Raw genomic sequence first — 15,108 nt, 5'->3', positions numbered from 1 at the left:
TGGGAACCACCTCGACCTAAGCACCAGGGGGGCACAGTGTCGCGTGTAGTCATCTGCCACGGCATCGGATACCAGTACAAGCACGCCGAGACGATGCTGACCGAGTGGTACGAAGCCCTGCGGGTCGGCATGACGGACGCCGCGCACCCTGTGCCGGACCCGGCGGACGTCGCCGCCGTGTACTACGGCAGCTGCTTCCGCAGCCGGGGCACCAAGGGCGGTGGCGTGGACGACGAGCTCCGGGACATCCCGCCGTTCGAGATCGGCGACGTGCGCGACCCGTTCGAGCTGGAGCTGCTGGAAGCCTTCGCCGAAGGAACCGACGCCCCCCTGCCCGGAGGGAAGGGAATCGGCCAGATCGCGCTGCGCCGGCTGGAGCGGCACGAGGGGCTCGGGAAGCCGATGGGCCGCACGGTCATCTGGATGATCCGTCAGGTACGCCGGTACCTGGACGCGTCCGACACCGTGCGGGAATGCGCACAGAAGCGCTTCGCGCGCGTGGTGACCCCGGAGACGAGGGTCGTCATCGGCCACTCGCTGGGCTCCGTCGTCGCGTACGAGGCGCTCCGCGCCCACCCCGAGTGGAACGTGCACACGTTCATCAGCGTCGGTTCCCCGCTGGGCCTGCGCGCGGTCCAGGACCGCCTGCTGCCGACGCCGCCCTCCGCGGGCAACGCGCTGCCGCCCGTGGCCCGCTGGGTCAACGTGGCCGCCAAGGACGACCCCATCGCACTGGTCAAGCACCTCGAACCCGCCTTCGGCGACGTCGACGACCGGCCCGTCGTCAACCTGCCCTGGCACAAGCCCGGCAAGTACTTCTTCGGCAGCCACTCCGTGCTCCGCTACCTCACGACCGAAGAGGTGGCCGAGGCCGTCGCGACCGGGCTGGCGGCCGGCGAGCGGTGACGACAGCTTCATTCCCCGTCGGCAGGTCGACCGACCTGACCCGGGTGGCACTCGTCTCCGGCACCAGTACCTTCCGTGACGGCTTCGAGCCGTTACCGCGCGTGCCGGACGAGCTGCGGATGATGCGGGCCGTCCTGGCGGAGGCCGGATTCACGATCCACCACGACTCACAGACCGATCCCAAGGTCCCGGAGCTCAAGGAGAGCTTCGAGAAGGCGCTGGACGGCGTCGACGGCACACCCCCCGACATCCTGCTCTTCTACTATTCGGGCCACGGCATCGACATCGGGAACAGGGACGTCCTTCTCGCCGCTCACGACAGCGTCAAGGCCGAGCCGCACACCATGCTCGACGTCGCCGCGCTCATGTCCTCCATCATTCCGGGCATCGACCAGAAGCCCCGGCCGCGCGAGGTGGTCGTCCTCTTCGACGCATGCCGGTCCGGGCTGGCGATCCACCGGTTGGGCGAGGAGGCGCGCAAGCAGCACGGCAAGAGTGCCGCGATGCCGGTGCTCACCCTGATCAGCTCCACGGACCAGACCACCGACGCGCAGCAGATGCACTTCGCCGACTCCTTCACGGCCGCCCTGCGCAACACCCGCGCCGGCCACGACGAAGAACACCTGGACACCTACAAGCTCTTCGCGGAGCTGGAAGTCCGCATGAGGAAGGGGTCCGTCAACCCCAAGGAGCCCCAGTTGCCGGACTGGGTGCCGCCTCGCGAGGGGATCCGGGCCTTTCCCAATCCGCGGTACAACCCCCGTCGCCGGGTACGGCGGCCGCCCGAGGCGAACGACACCAGTGGGTGGGCCTTCTGCGGACGCGCCGAGGCCGTACGGGACCTCCTCCGCCACCTCGAAGAGGAGACACCGTCGGATCCAGGAGCACCGCTCGTGCTCACCGGGCGGCCGGGCTCGGGGAAGTCCGTACTGCTCGACTGGATCCACGCCTCGTCGTCCGACGAGCCACCGCTTCCCGCCGGGGCACGGGCGCCCGCTCCCGCGCCCCGCGGGTCCGTCGACCATCTGCTGGACGTCCGCGGCAAGAGTGTGGACGCCGTGGTGGGCGAACTCGCCCGCCGCTGCCGCACCGACGAGGAAGACAGCGCCGGCCTGGTGGAGGCCCTCGGCGACCGCGGACTGCGTCTCGTCTTCGACTCCGTGGACGCGAGCGAGGAGCCGGAGCTCCTCTACCGCACCCTGCTCGCGCCCCTGGCCGCGCAGCCCAGGACCCGCGTCGTCCTGGCCACCAGTGAGGTACCGGACGGCTTCGACGGCCCGCTCATCGACCTTGACGCGGACGCGTACTTCCACGAGGCCGACGTCGTCGCGCTCGTGGAGCACGTCCTGCGGAACCGTAAGGACACGCGGTGGTCGACGACGGACACCGGGTCGATACGTGACATCGCGCTCGCCACCTCGGCGGCGGCCGGGCGGTCGTGGCTCCGTGCGTACCTGTTCGCCGTCGACACGAGCGCCCAGGACCCCGCGACCGCCAAGGTCGAGGCCGAGCGGTCCAACGCCGATCTCTTTCTGGAGGCGCTCGCCCGGCTCAGCCGCGAGCTGGACGACGACGATCCCCAATGGGCCCGGGACATGCTCCTCCCGGTCGCCCTGGCCGGGGGCGACGGCCTTCCGGCCGACGGACGGCTTTGGGCCGCCGTGGTCCGCGCGGCGGGCAAGCCCGGAGCGGGCCCGGCGGACATCATCGACGTGTGCAGAGAGGCGAGGGACTACCTCGATGTCCCGGAGGACGGAATGAACGGTCACGGATGGAGGCTCACACGCCCTCCGACCGCCGACTACCTGGCCGATTCGGACGACAACACCCACCGGTACCACGGGCTGTTCGTCGCGGCCATGATCGAAGAGCTTCCCTTGCTGCCGTCCGGGCAGCGCGACTGGTCCAGCGCCGACCAGTACACCCGCGAACATCTGCCGTACCACGCGCGGCTGGCCGGCATCCTGGAGCAGTACCTGGACGACCCGGAGTTCCTGCTCGCGATGCACGGCGAGACGCTGTACCGCACCCTGGGCCTCATCCAGAAGACGACCGACGACCGGGTGGCCAACGTCCGGGCGCTCTGCTGGGAGTTGATGGGGGCACGCTGGCGGCCCGACGGGCACACCCTGGCGCGCCTCGCCCTGCACGCCCAGGTGCGAGCGCTGGACGAACTCGCCCGAAGGTCCCGGGAGTACGCCTCGGGGTGGCAGGCCGTGGCAGTCGACTGCCGCCCGCCGGAGCTGCGTCCGCAACCGAAGTCGAAGATGAAGACGAACGATCGTGACGTCCCGGCGGACCGGGGGGTCAAGTCGGTCCACTGTCTTCCCGACGGCGGCGAGCTGGCGCTGACCGGGCACCGCGTCTTCCACCGGCCGGCAGGCGCCGACGACACCGCCTGGGCGGTGCTGAACCCCGATCCCGAGAAGGTACACAGTCGCCGCGAAAAGGTCCCGCCACGGATCACCGCGTCGTCGGTCTCCGACCACGACGGGCAGCCCATGCTCATCGCCGGGGACATCAAGGGCGCCGCCTGGCTCACGCTCCTGAACGGCACCGCGCAGGAGATCGAAGGGCTGGACCTCCACTGCCAGCTGAACACCTGTCTCAAGGTCGGGCAGGACCTGCTGATCGTCGGCAGCGAGGGGTGGCACTGGCGGAGCCCGGGCGTCACCCGGGATCGTGTCGACAAGCCGGGACTACGACTGGGAGGAGCGACGGCCGCGCTGACCTCGGACGGTGTCCGGGTGGCGGCGCGCACGGCGTCGCAGGTGGTCGTGTGGCGCGGTGACGGCGAACGCCTGCACACCTTCGAACCGCCGCAGAAACGCGGCCTGAAGAAGATCACTTCCAACGCCCACGGCATCTACACGGGAGCGGGCGACGGTTCCGTCTGGTGGTCGGACTGGCAGGGCCGCAGCCATCGGTGGATCGCAGACCACGCGAGCGGCATCAGTGATCTGCGTCTGTGCACCGTGGGTGCCACGCAGGTCCTGGTCAGCGCCGGCGTCCGCGGCGACATCCGGCTGTCGCCCGCCACCGGTTCCGGTACGGTCCACCACTTCGACATCGGGCTCGAAGTCCACTCGGTGGACGTGCACGACAACGGCCAGATCCTCGTCGGAACGGTCGAGGGCCTGGTCCGCATCACTCCATGAACAGCACGCACAGGGGGACGAGCGTGAGCAAGGAAAACCTGAACTCGTCGGCCGTCGACAGGGATTCGTCCCTGACGCACGAACTGCACATGGCGCTCCACGCGCTTGCCACGGACCTCACCGGTCCCACCGTCGACCGCGTCCGCGTCGAATCCCGGCTCCGGATGGTCATCGGCCTCGGGCAGAGGTCCCTGGACCGAAGGATCCCGCTCCCCCGACGTCCGTTCGACTTCTCGGACGAGCGCAAGCCGATCGGCCCCGGCGCGCTGCTGCTCGAGTACGCGGAGGAGGGCGCGACGCACCTGGGGGAACTGCTCCGCGAGCTCGACACCGGGCTGCTGGCCGAGCTCGACCAGCTGGTGACCCGGGCCGACGGCGTGGCGGCAGGCGACGGAGACGGATCCAGGCCCACGCCGGTGGGCGGGGCGCCCCTGCTGCTCGCGCCGGTGGACGACTGGTACGTCATCGCCGGCGCGGACATCGTGCTCGATCCCGGTGACGGCGCCCTGCCCTCTTCACCGCTCCCCGACTCCGCCGCGATCGAGCGGGGGCTGCGCGCGGCACGGCCCCTCGTGGCGACCGTGGGCAGCAAGCTCTCCGCCGACGTCCGTCCCCGGGTCGACGCCCCCTACGTCCTCAGTCCGTCGACGGTCGCCCCGGACTCCGCCCCGGCCGCCGTAGCCCTGTCCTGGATCGCCACCGAAGGCGGTCTCCCCGACCTCGGCACCTTGGGGGTGCTCGCCCTGGCGGGCATCTCACAGGACGGTGACTGGCTGCCGCCGGCCGTGACCGAGCGGGCGATGGGGGCGGCCGCCGAGACCGGGCTCGACGTCCTGCGGCGCGACACCGACGGCTGGCGGCTGCACCGGGCGGGCACCGTCGAGACCGACGCCGATCCGACGCTGCTCGGAGCCGCTCGCCTGCTCTGGGGGGAGGAGTGGCACGCCGCGGTGGGCCGGAGAGCGGCGCAGCTCCTCGACGAGGAGGAGTGGCGCATCCTCCACTCGACCTCCAGCGGCGACTCGGAGCCGGGGTGGAGCGGACCGGCCGACGGACGCCTCGTCGACTTCGAGCGGTCCTCGTTCCTCTTCCGGTGCTACCACCAGCGGCCCCTGTCCCGGGTGATCCAGTCCGGGTCGCGCAACAGCGGGAAGACGGTCTGCGCCCAGCAGGTGGTACGGAAGCTGGAGGCCGCCGGCTGGAAGACCCTCGTCCTCTCCCCCGACCGTCGCCAGCTTCCCTCGGACGGCGACCTGTTGTCCGTGGTCCGCGCCGCGCTCACCGCCAGTGGACTCGGCTCCGTGCGCCGGAAGGTGCTCGTGGTCCTGGAGAACCTGCACGCCCTGGAGGACGGCAACGTCGGCGAGGCCCTGGAGAGCCTGGGCGAGCTCAAGGTGGCCGTGCTCGCACTGACGCGCTTCGTGGACGGGGCCACCAACCGTTGGGAGAACCACGGGGTGACCTCGTACGTCACCCTCGTACCGCCCGAGGAGCTTCCCCACCTGGCCCAGCGCATGATCCGTCAGGCGCCCGGGGAGTACCGGGTCCGCCCCGACGACACCGCGGCCGTCGCCCTGGCCGTCGAAGCGTGCCACGGAGACCTCCGTCTGCTGGCCGATCTGCTGCGCGAGGAACCCGCGAGCAAGCCGGCCGCCGAAGGGACGCTGCCGGGGAGGAGCCTGGGGGCCGACCTCGTGCGGGCACGGGCGAAGGCCGTCTGTGACGCCCTCGAAGCCGATGCCCGCGCCGCGGTGTACCTGCTGGCGGCGGTGTCGTGGCTGGACGACGGAGTCCCGACCGCCCACGTGGCCGCCATCCCCGAGGAGACGCTCCAGGCCCTCGGCGTCGTCGTCCACCATGGTCTCGCGCGCATCCCCAGCACCGTCCGTGCCGAGGCGTTGATCACCTCCGCGAGCCCCGACGGCCTTGATGCCTTCCCGACACAGCTCGAACCGTACGTGCTGAGCCTGCTGGGGGACGACAACCAGGCCCGGCTCGACGCGCTGCTGCGCAAGTGCGCGGCGTACGCGCCCGACCCGCTCTCGCAGCTGCTGAAGCTGGCCTCGGTCCGTGAGGCGATCACGGGCTGGGCGGGCCGGGCCCACCCGCGCAAGGCACTGTCGGTGCTGCGGCTGTGCCGGCGCAACAGCGACGCCCAATGGACCGCCGATGCGCTGCCCGCGGTACTCCAACGCCTCATGGAGACGGACGATCTGACGGTCCGCGATCTCACGTTCGGGCTCACCGCGCTGTGGGACGACGAGTTCCGGCTGTCCCGGACGAACATGCTGGCGGAGTTCGTCGCATGGGTCGGAGAACCGCGGGGTGGACTGGACCGGGCTTTCGGACGGCCCTCCAGCCTCACGGACCGGCACCACCTCGTCAGCGCGCTGATCAAGCTGGCCGGCGAGGGGACCACGCCGACGGCGACGGTCTGCGACTGGCTGGAGAAGCGCACCGACGACCTCGTCCGTGACGCGGATCCCGCCAACCACCGGGACCTCATCGCCGTACGGCGCATGGACGACCTGATCTTCGCCAGGTCACGGCAGGCCCGGCAGGACAATCCCGCGTCGGCGCTTCGCCCCTTCCACCGGCCCGCGCAGGACCTCATCAAGGCCAGTCCCACCAAGGACAGGTCCCTCGCCGCCATCCTCTCCTGGATCTCGCTGAAGCTGCACTTCGACGGCACGGGTGACTGGGACCAGATCATCGAGCAGTACAAGTCACAGCTCCAGGCCGCTCTGGCGCACTCGGACGCCATCCAGATAAGCCAGGCCCTGTTCGATCTGGCGCAGAGCAACCGCGGGCTCTGCAACCGCCTGCTCAACCATCTGAAGTTCGGGCGCACTCTGGTTCCCGTGGTGAAGGCCGCACCTCCCGCGGAGGCGGCCATCCTCATCTCGACGGTGCGGAACATCCACGGCGGCACGCTGCGGACGCTCCTGTACCAGGAGAACCGGGACGGCGACCTGATCGCCGACCCCGGGCTCGCCCGCGAACTGGCCAAGACTGTCCGCGACTTCAAGGACGCACGGGGCGCCGGCATGCTCCTCAGCGCGGTCAGCCGGGTGGACGACCTCTACTGCGCGACCAAGGAGCGGTTCAGCTACCGCCTGGCCATGGAGATCGGCCAGGAGTTCGTCGAGAACGTCATGCGGCGGGAGCGCCGGCCCGCCATCGTCTACCACCTGCTGCGCGGACTGTGGGAGGCGGGCGCGGACTTCCGGCGGGACATCGAGGAGGGAGCGCTCGGACTCGTCGTCTCCAGCATCCACACCCAGCGCGGCACGGCACGGCCCTGGGGTCCGCGCCTCGCCATGCTGCTGATCCAGGACGAGTACTTCGGTCAGAGCTTCCTCCACACGCTGGCCGCGCGGCTGGACCGGAAGGTGCTGTGCGACCGGATGTCCCAGCCGGGGCTCGACCCGGAGAGCATGGTGCACACCCACCGCCTCGGTCTCGCACTCGTGCCCGACATCGGAGTCGACTACGCGCAGCGGATCAGGATGGAGAAGGCCGTGCAGGCTCCACTCCTGAGCAGTGCGAGCAGCGTCGCGCAGAAGCTCCACGTGATGGCCGACACTCTGCGGGCCGGTGGCAACGTCGACGCGACCACGCGCGTCCTCAACCACTTCAAGGAGGAACACCCCCAGTGGGACTGGGCCGAGCGGCTTCAGGTCGGCCGCAGCATCGGCGCCTTCGCCACCACCCTCGGCCAGCTCCGCACGCTGGATCCGGGCAAGGCGGCCACGGCGGTGAAGAACCTGAGTCAGCCGCACGCCGGACAGGAGCTCTCCCACCTGCGGGAACTCGTGAACCGCAGTGTCGTGCATCCACCCCTCACCGCGGAGCTGCTGAGCGAGGTGGAGCGCTGCCTGCCGGGCCAGGGCAAGGAGGAGCTCAAAGCGCTGCGGGGCGGGCGGCGTTGGGCGACGCTCGTCGAAGCCTTCAAGTTCGATCAGGACCCGCTGACCCAGGGCCACGTGGGGCGCGCCCTGGCCCGGCTCGGGGTGACCAACAGCACCGAGGAGACCGAGTGGATGCACACCTTGGTCACCGGCCGGCTGGAGTCCACGATGCACCTCTTCGCCAGCCCCCGGGCGGTACGGGAGATGCTGACGCTCGCCCACATGTGGGAGGCGCAGTGGGGTGAGCAGTTGGCCGCGAGCGTCAACGTCAAGCGGCTGGTCAACAGGCTCCGGCTGACCCTCCGGTCGGACATGCAGGAGATCCCCGGACTGCTTCAGGCCCTGTGGCTGACCGGTGCGGACAAGGCGTTCCACGACATCCTCGACCACGTCCTCGGGCTCAACGCCGATGTCCTGGCGAACGCGCTGGGGGTCCATCAGTCGAGCAGGCTCCTCAAGGTGATCCACCGGGCGAACAGGTCCGCCGACTCCCTGGCCGAGGCGGTGGGCGACCTCATCGAGCAGGTGGCGGGTCGCCATCTGGTCGTGGACGCGGAGGCGCACTGGCTCGGCATCGGATGGGCGGCCCAGGCGCTCCACGAGTGCTCCGCCCAGCGCCACCTCCCGGACGTGGTCCCGGTGCTGCCGCCCAACATCGTGGCCCACACGTCCGCCGTGGCCTGGGCGGCCACGTGGCTGCCCCGCACGGACTGGTCCGTTTCGACGGTCGCGGAGGCCGTGGCGCACTACGAGCGGTTCGCCTCCCACCAGTGGCACCCCCAGGAGACCGCCCGGGTCCTGCTCGCGGCCGCGCGAGCCGGCCTGCTCCCGGCCACCGGCACGCTCGACACCAACTGGTACGAGGCCACCACGGCGAGCCCCGAACTCGTCACCCTGTTGACCCGCGAGGCGGCGAACTCCACGGTCCTGCGGCAGCACTTCGCGGACCCGATGATCGCCAAGCGGCTTCGGGACCGGCTCGCCGGCACGGGCCTCTCCCACGACCCGTGCGAACCCGAACTCCGTGCCGCCGTGATGCGGCTCTGCCCCAAGCCCCCGACGCCGGGCCCGACCCCGGGCGGCGGGCTCGGCTACTAGGGCCTGTCCGGCGGATCAGGGCCGGAAAGGACGCGGCGTCTGGCGCGGTGCATCGCAAGGCGCCGGAGCGTCTCGATAGCGGAGCTATCGGGGCGTTTCGGCAACGCGGCGAGGTGCCGTGCCAGGCGTCGCGGCCCCGGCCATGATCCGCCGGACAGGCCCTAGGCGGGGCAAGGGCGCGTTCAGGTCTCCTCGGGGACGGAGGCCTGAACGCGGACGGTGGTCACCGTCCGGGCGCGGATGTCCCCCGCCGAGCGGCCCACGAGGATCTCGTAGGGGCCGGGTTCCGTGTGCCAGGCGGCGTCGACCGGTGACCAGTGGCGGAAGGCCCGCGCCGGGATCCGGGCGGTGGCGGTGACCTGGGCGCCGGGGAGTGCGTGGACGGTGGTGTGGATCGCGAGCCAGCGGTGGGGGCGGTCGAGGGCCGAGTCCGGGCGGGCCAGGTACAGCTGGACGACTTCGCGGCCGGGCCGGCCGCCGGTGTTGCGGAGGTCGACGCGCACCGTGACGTCGGTGCCCGCGCGGACCTCGGTGGGGGCGTCGACGGTGTCGTACTCCCAGGTGGTGTAGCCGAGTCCGTGCCCGAACCAGTAGGCGGGCGCGCGGCCCGCGCGCAGCCAGGCGCGGTGGCCGATGTGGAGGCCCTCCGTGTAGGGGAGCCGGCCGTCGGCCGGGCGGGTGGTGGTGACGGGTGCGTCCGAGAGGGTCGCGGCCCAGGTGGTGGGGAGGCGTCCGCCCGGTTCGGCGGCGCCGAAGAGGACGTCGGCGAGTCCCGTGCCGGCCTCCTGGCCGGGGAACCAGGACAGGAGGACCGCCCCCGCCTCCTCCCGCCAGGGGAGTTCGACGGGGCCGCCGCTGTTCAGGACCACGGCCGTCCGGGGGTTGGCCGCCGATACGGCCCGTACGAGGGCGTTCTGCGGGTCGGCGAGCCGGAGGTCGGTGCGGTCGTGCCCTTCCGTCTCGTCGTGCTCCGTCGTGCCGACCACCACGATCGCGGCGTCGCAGGCGCGGGCGGCCTCCACCGCGGCGGCGAGCGCGGCCGAGGCGTCGGGTTCCGGTGGGGCGGCCGCGACGGTCGTGGCGCGGCCGGAGCCGGGCACCAGCTCCCGCCGGGCCACCAGGTGGACGGGCCGGCCGGTCCCGAGCACCGTCCTGGCCGTCCGCTGCGGTGGGTTGACATGGACCACGGCCGGGTCGTCGACGTCCCGCGGGAAGAGGCCGTCCAGGACCGTGCGGCCGTCGACCGTGAGGGACATCCGGCCGAAGCCGCCGACGGCGAAGGTCCACTCCCCCGGGGTCTCGGGCGTCAGCAGCGCGCTGATCTCCACGGTGTGGGCGCCGGGGGCGCGTTCGGGTTCGAGGACGCGTCCCGTGAACCGGTGCTCGGCCGTGAGTTCCCGGCCGTCGGCGTCCAGAAGCCGCAGCAGCACGCCGGGTCGCCCGGAGACGGGGTTGCGGCACCTGTCGACGGCGAGCGGGGGCGGTGGGGCGGGCGCGGCAGGCCCTGGGACGTACGTGACCTTCGCACGCCCCCGCAGCCGTGCGCGGATGCCGTCCAGCGGGGTGACCACGGAGTCCGGGAAGACCCCGGCGCTGCCGCCGCCCTGCAGGCGGGGGTGTGCGGCGTGCGTGCCGATCACGGCGAGGGAGGACATGCGGTCGGCGTCCAGGGGGAGCAGGGCCCGGTTGTGCAGGAGGACGGAGCCGGCCGCGACCGCCCTGCGCAGAAGCGCGCCGGTGGGCCCGCCGGCGGGTGCGGGCGGACGGGGGGAGCCGCCAAGGGCGCCGACCCGCTCGGCGAGGCGGAGCAGGCGCCGTACCTTGTCGTCAATGGCCGCCTCCGGGACGCGGCCGTCCTCCACGGCCTGGAGGAGGCCCTCTGCCCAGGGGCTGTGCGGTCCGGGCATCGCGAGGTCGAGGGCCGCGCGGGCGGGCGCCTCGACGGAGCGGACCGCACCCCAGTCGGAGAGGACCACTCCGTCGAAGGCCCAGTCGGTCTTCAGCGGGTCCGCGAGGAGCGGACTCGCCGACATGGTGGAGCCGTTGACCCCGTTGTAGCCCGCCATGACCGCCCACACGCCCGCCGCGACCACGGCCTCGAACGGGGCGAGGTACACCTCGCGCAGCGCGCGCTCCCCGACACGTACGTCCACGGTCAGCCGGTCGGTCTCGGAGTCGTTGGCGACGTAGTGCTTGGCCGTGGCGGCCACGCCGTGGGCCTGGATGCCCCGGACGAGGGCCGCTCCGGTACGTCCGGCCAGTTCGGGGTCCTCGGAGAAGCACTCGAAGTGCCGGCCCCCGAGCGGGGTGCGGTGCAGATTGAGGGTGGGGGCGAGGACGACGTCGACGCCCTTGCGGAGCGCCTCGCGGGCGAGGAGGCCGCCGAGTTCCTCGGTCAGCTCCTCGTCCCACAGGGCGCCGATCGCCGATGCCGAGGGCAGCAGCGCGGAGGGGCTCCGCTCGTCCCACGCCTCGCCGCGGACCCCGGCCGGACCGTCGGAGGTCACGACCGGGCGCAGCCCGACGGCCGGTTCGGCCGCCGTGCGCCAGGTCGTGGCACCGGTCAGGAGGCGGACCTTCTGTGCGGTGCTCAACTTCCCGACCAGCCGGTCGAGTTCTTCGTCGTCCATCCCCCACCCTCGGATCCTCGAGATCTGCGCCCGCCCGCCCCGGTCAGGGCAGGCGGTACTCCGCGTTCAGGACCGCGCCGCGGCCGGGGTTGTTCTGGTCGTACCCGCGCGGGTCGCACTGGAGGCCGCCCACGATGCAGTGGTCGACCATCGCCTTGAGGGTGCGTTCCTCCCACGCGTTGAAGAAGTCGTAGTGGAAGGAGTAGCCCCGACCGCTGGCCAGACGGACCTGGCTCATGTCGCCGTTGACCGGCCAGGCCATCTTGAACTCGACCATCGGCAGGGCGACCGGGTGGGAGTCCGGGCACATGTTGTCGTTGGTCCCGGGCTTGACCACCGGATAGGCCATGTGGCTCTGGTGATCGGGGGTGTCCAGGTACAGGCCGTTCCAGCAGCTGGGCGCTTGCATCCGGAGGTTCAGCTGCACGTCGGGGCGACTGGGGCAACTCGCCGGGATGTCGGTGTTGAAGAAGCTGTCACCGCATTCCCAGCCCTCGACGAAGCCCTTGTGGCTGCGGAACTCCTGGGCGCTCTGCATCGGGTTGCCGACGACGAACCGCAGCCCCTTGGGGAAGGGACGGACACTGCGGTAGTCGGTGACGCCCGCCTTGTAGTAGATGACCTGCGGTCCCACGGGCAGGATCTTCTGCTCCCCGTTGTAGAGCGAGGGCATCCAGTACGCGGAGGCGTCCGCGGGCGCCTTGCAGGTGGTGGTCCCTCCGTAGAGCGAACCGGTCGTGCTGGAGGCGTTGGTGGAGGTGTTCCCCATGAAGGTGTGGTCGTGCGAGGCTCCGGCCCGGCCGGGGTAGACGATCGGGTCGTCCGGCGCGGTGTGGGTCACGGAGCAGTTGGCCTGGAACTCGTGGAAGTAGGCCTGCGGCGGAGTGGCCGTGGACGGCGTCACTCCGGTGACGGCCGGCACGGCGGGGATGTATCCGTCGCCGTCGGGGTCGTCCGCGGTGGGCAGCGCGGCCTGCGCCTGCGTGTGTCCGGCGTGCGCTCCCGCCGCCGGGGAGGGTGCCCGCCCGCCGCTGTCGGAGGCGGCGGCGAAGGTGCCGGCGCCCAGGGCGGTGGCCGCGAGGGCCACCGTGAGTAAGACGGCGGGCAGGGATCTCGATCGTGTTCTCATGGGTTTCTCCTGGATGGGAGGGAAGGGGAGGGTGCGTCAGCCGTAGATGCCGAACTCGTGGAGCGAGTAGCCCCAGCCGGTGCCCCGGGCGGTCAGCTGGAGTCGGACGTGCCGCGCGGTCGTCGCCGCGTCGACGGTGTCCACGTCGCCGTCGCCCGTGGTCGTGGTGTGGACGGTGCGCCAGGTGGTGCCGTCGTCGGAGACCTGGACCTCGTAGGCCCGGGCGTAGGCGGGGTCCCAGACGAGCTGGAGCTGCCGGACGGACCGTACGGACCCCAGGTCCACCTGGATCCACTGCGGGTCGCTCCAGTCGCTGGCCCAGCGGGTGGTGCCGTTGCCGTCGGTGGCGTTCTGCGGCGGACAGGGGCAGTCGCCGTAGGACGGCTGGAAGGACGAGGCCGTGGTCGGCCGGTTCAGGGCCAGGTTGGTCCCCGATACGGGCGGGGCCACGACCTTGACGGACTTCGTCTCGATGCCGGCGTTGCCGCGGCCGTCCTCGGCCTGGACGTACACCTTCCAGACCCCGAGCTTCTGCGGGGCGGTGACGGCGAAGGTGCCGTTGCCGGTGGCGCGCCACTGCGCCTCTACGAGCCGCTTGTCGCCGTTGGCGTAGTTGCCGCTGAGGAAGATCTTGTACGTCAGCGGATCCCCTTCGGGGTCACGGACGTCGGCGCGGACGGTGAACTCGCCGCCGGCGGGGGCGCTCCCGGCAGGAGTGACGGTCATGCCGCTCACCACAGGCGGGGTGTTGTCCCCGGCGGTGCTGCCGCTGTACGCCTTCTTGACCGCGTAGTACGAGAGCCGCTTGAGGCCGTCGGGCAGCAGGTTGAACCAGACGCCGCCGAAGTCGTGCTCGATGCCGTAGTGGAAGAGGGTCGCGCCCAGGGCGACGCCCTGGTGACCGGTGACGCAGTTCCAGGCCTGGGTGTAGCCGGCGGCCTTCTGGACGTCGGTCGGCTCGTCGGGCACCCCGTTGGCGTCGTCGGGCACCTCCCACTCCCCCGCCGGGCCGGTCTCGGTGATGATGTACGGCTTGGTGTAGCCGCCCTCCTCCCAGTCCTGGCGGACGCCGCAGATGTCGCCGTAGGAGTTCATCGAGTACAGGTCGAGATCGGGCGCGTTGCGCTTGTAGTACGGCCAGGCGCCGGTCCAGGCGTCGGTGGAGGTGACCGGGTGGTCCGGGTCGATCTCGTGGATCTTCCGCGCCACGTCGTTGACGAACGTCGTGTACGCGTTGCGCTGGGCCTCCAACTCCGTTCCGGAGTAGCAGTTCTGCAGGCCGAGGACGGACTCGTTGCCGACGTTCCACATGAGGGTGGCGGGGTGCGTCTTGTACGTGTCGACCCACCGGGCGAACTCGGTGAGCATGGTGCTCTTGTACGCCGTGTCGGTGACGTAGTTGACGCAGCCCCCGGAGCCGGGGCCGCCGCCGGGCTGGAGCCAGAAGCCGTTGACGACCTTGACGCCGTGCGCGGCCGCGGAGTCGAGGAGGGGCTTGGTGGAGCCGTCGGTGCCCCAGGTACGGATGGTGTTGACGCCCATGGACCGCACGTCCGGCATGTACCGGGCGGCGTCGGCGATCGCGGGGCCCCAGGTCAGGCCCTTGACGGTGTAGGGCTCTCCGCCGACGGTGAGCCGCCAGTTCCCCTGGGTGCCGGTGACGCGGACGGCTCCGGCCGCGGGCGGCTGGGTGCCGCCCTCGTCTCCGTACACCTGGAACTCCCAGAGCGAGTAGCCGTATCCGGTCGCGCGCTGGGTGCCGAGCATCCGTACGTACCGGCCGGTGCCGGAGAGGGCGATCTCGTCGGTGCCGCCGTCCGAGCCGGTGACGGCCTTGAGGGTGCGCCAGTCGGTGCCGTTGTCGGAGGCCTGGATCTCGTAGTCCTTGCCGTGGGCCGCCTCCCAGGTGAGGGCGGCCCGGCTGAGGGTGGCGCTGCGGCCCAGGTCGACCTGGAGCCACTGCGGGTCGCTGCGGTCGCTGGCCCAGCGGGTGCCGGTGAGGTCGCCGTCGACGGCGGCCGATGCGGGGAAGGCGGCGCCCTCCGTGGTGGAGGCGGTGGCCGTCCGCCCCTGCGAGAGCAGGGTCTCGGCCGCGCCGGCGGAGGGGGCCGCGGCGAGGGTGAGGGACGAGGCGAGCAAGGCAGCGAGGGTGAGCGGGGTGACGAGCGAGGTCGCGCCGGTGCGTGGCATGGCGGCTCCTGCGGGTGGGGTGGGGGTGTGGGGTGTGCCGGAGGGGCCGGTGTCCGCCGTGGCGGGGCGTTGTGGGCGGACACCGG

General features: G+C 71.7%; 6 protein-coding genes. 3 read left to right on the top strand and 3 right to left on the bottom strand.

Annotated elements, in window-relative coordinates; genetic code table 11:
* Nucleotides 1–36 precede the first annotated feature (36 nt).
* The 3 genes from AB0F56_RS01685 to AB0F56_RS01675 are packed head-to-tail and all read left to right on the top strand — an operon-like array spanning nucleotide 37 to nucleotide 9,073.
* Nucleotides 37–906 carry a hypothetical protein gene (locus AB0F56_RS01685; protein WP_362002847.1) on the top strand — a complete coding sequence of 290 codons (870 nt, stop codon included), beginning with the start codon at nucleotides 37–39 and terminating at the stop codon, nucleotides 904–906.
* Nucleotides 903–4,064, top strand: coding sequence for a caspase family protein (locus AB0F56_RS01680; RefSeq protein WP_362002846.1), 3,162 nt, complete (start codon nucleotides 903–905; stop codon nucleotides 4,062–4,064). The genes AB0F56_RS01685 and AB0F56_RS01680 overlap by 4 nt, the downstream gene beginning before the upstream one ends.
* Nucleotides 4,065–4,087: 23 nt before the next feature.
* On the top strand, nucleotides 4,088–9,073 hold the full coding sequence (locus tag AB0F56_RS01675; protein ID WP_362002844.1) for a hypothetical protein: 4,986 nt from the start codon (nucleotides 4,088–4,090) through the stop codon (nucleotides 9,071–9,073).
* A 182-nt stretch (nucleotides 9,074–9,255) separates the two neighbouring features.
* On the opposite strand, the gene AB0F56_RS01670 is transcribed toward AB0F56_RS01675, so the two are convergent.
* From AB0F56_RS01670 to AB0F56_RS01660, 3 genes are read right to left on the bottom strand one after another with little or no spacing between them, the layout of a single operon-like run.
* Nucleotides 9,256–11,703 carry a glycoside hydrolase family 3 C-terminal domain-containing protein gene (locus AB0F56_RS01670; RefSeq protein ID WP_362002842.1) on the bottom strand — a complete coding sequence of 816 codons (2,448 nt, stop codon included), beginning with the start codon at nucleotides 11,701–11,703 and terminating at the stop codon, nucleotides 9,256–9,258.
* A gap of 43 nt (nucleotides 11,704–11,746) precedes the next feature.
* Entirely contained in the window at nucleotides 11,747–12,832 is a 1,086-nt protein-coding gene (locus tag AB0F56_RS01665) for a DUF1996 domain-containing protein (protein WP_362002841.1), read from the bottom strand.
* A 36-nt stretch (nucleotides 12,833–12,868) separates the two neighbouring features.
* Nucleotides 12,869–15,022 (bottom strand): discoidin domain-containing protein, encoded by a 2,154-nt coding sequence (locus tag AB0F56_RS01660; RefSeq protein ID WP_362002839.1) that lies wholly within the window; start codon nucleotides 15,020–15,022, stop codon nucleotides 12,869–12,871.
* Between the last annotated feature and the right edge of the window lie 86 nt (nucleotides 15,023–15,108).

It is taken from the genome of Streptomyces sp. NPDC026092 (assembly GCF_040638605.1).
Classification (GTDB): Bacteria; Actinomycetota; Actinomycetes; order Streptomycetales; family Streptomycetaceae; genus Streptomyces.
Note: the sequence above shows the minus strand (reverse complement) of the source record. Positions and strands in the feature narration are given on the sequence as shown.

Bases quoted from the DNA above. Each gene is read 5' to 3' on its own strand.
- AB0F56_RS01660 (WP_362002839.1), bottom strand. From the start codon at position 15,022: ATGCCACGCACCGGCGCGACCTCGCTCGTCACCCCGCTCACCCTCGCT.
- AB0F56_RS01665 (WP_362002841.1), bottom strand. From the start codon at position 12,832: ATGAGAACACGATCGAGATCCCTGCCCGCCGTCTTACTCACGGTGGCC.
- AB0F56_RS01670 (WP_362002842.1), bottom strand. From the start codon at position 11,703: ATGGACGACGAAGAACTCGACCGGCTGGTCGGGAAGTTGAGCACCGCA.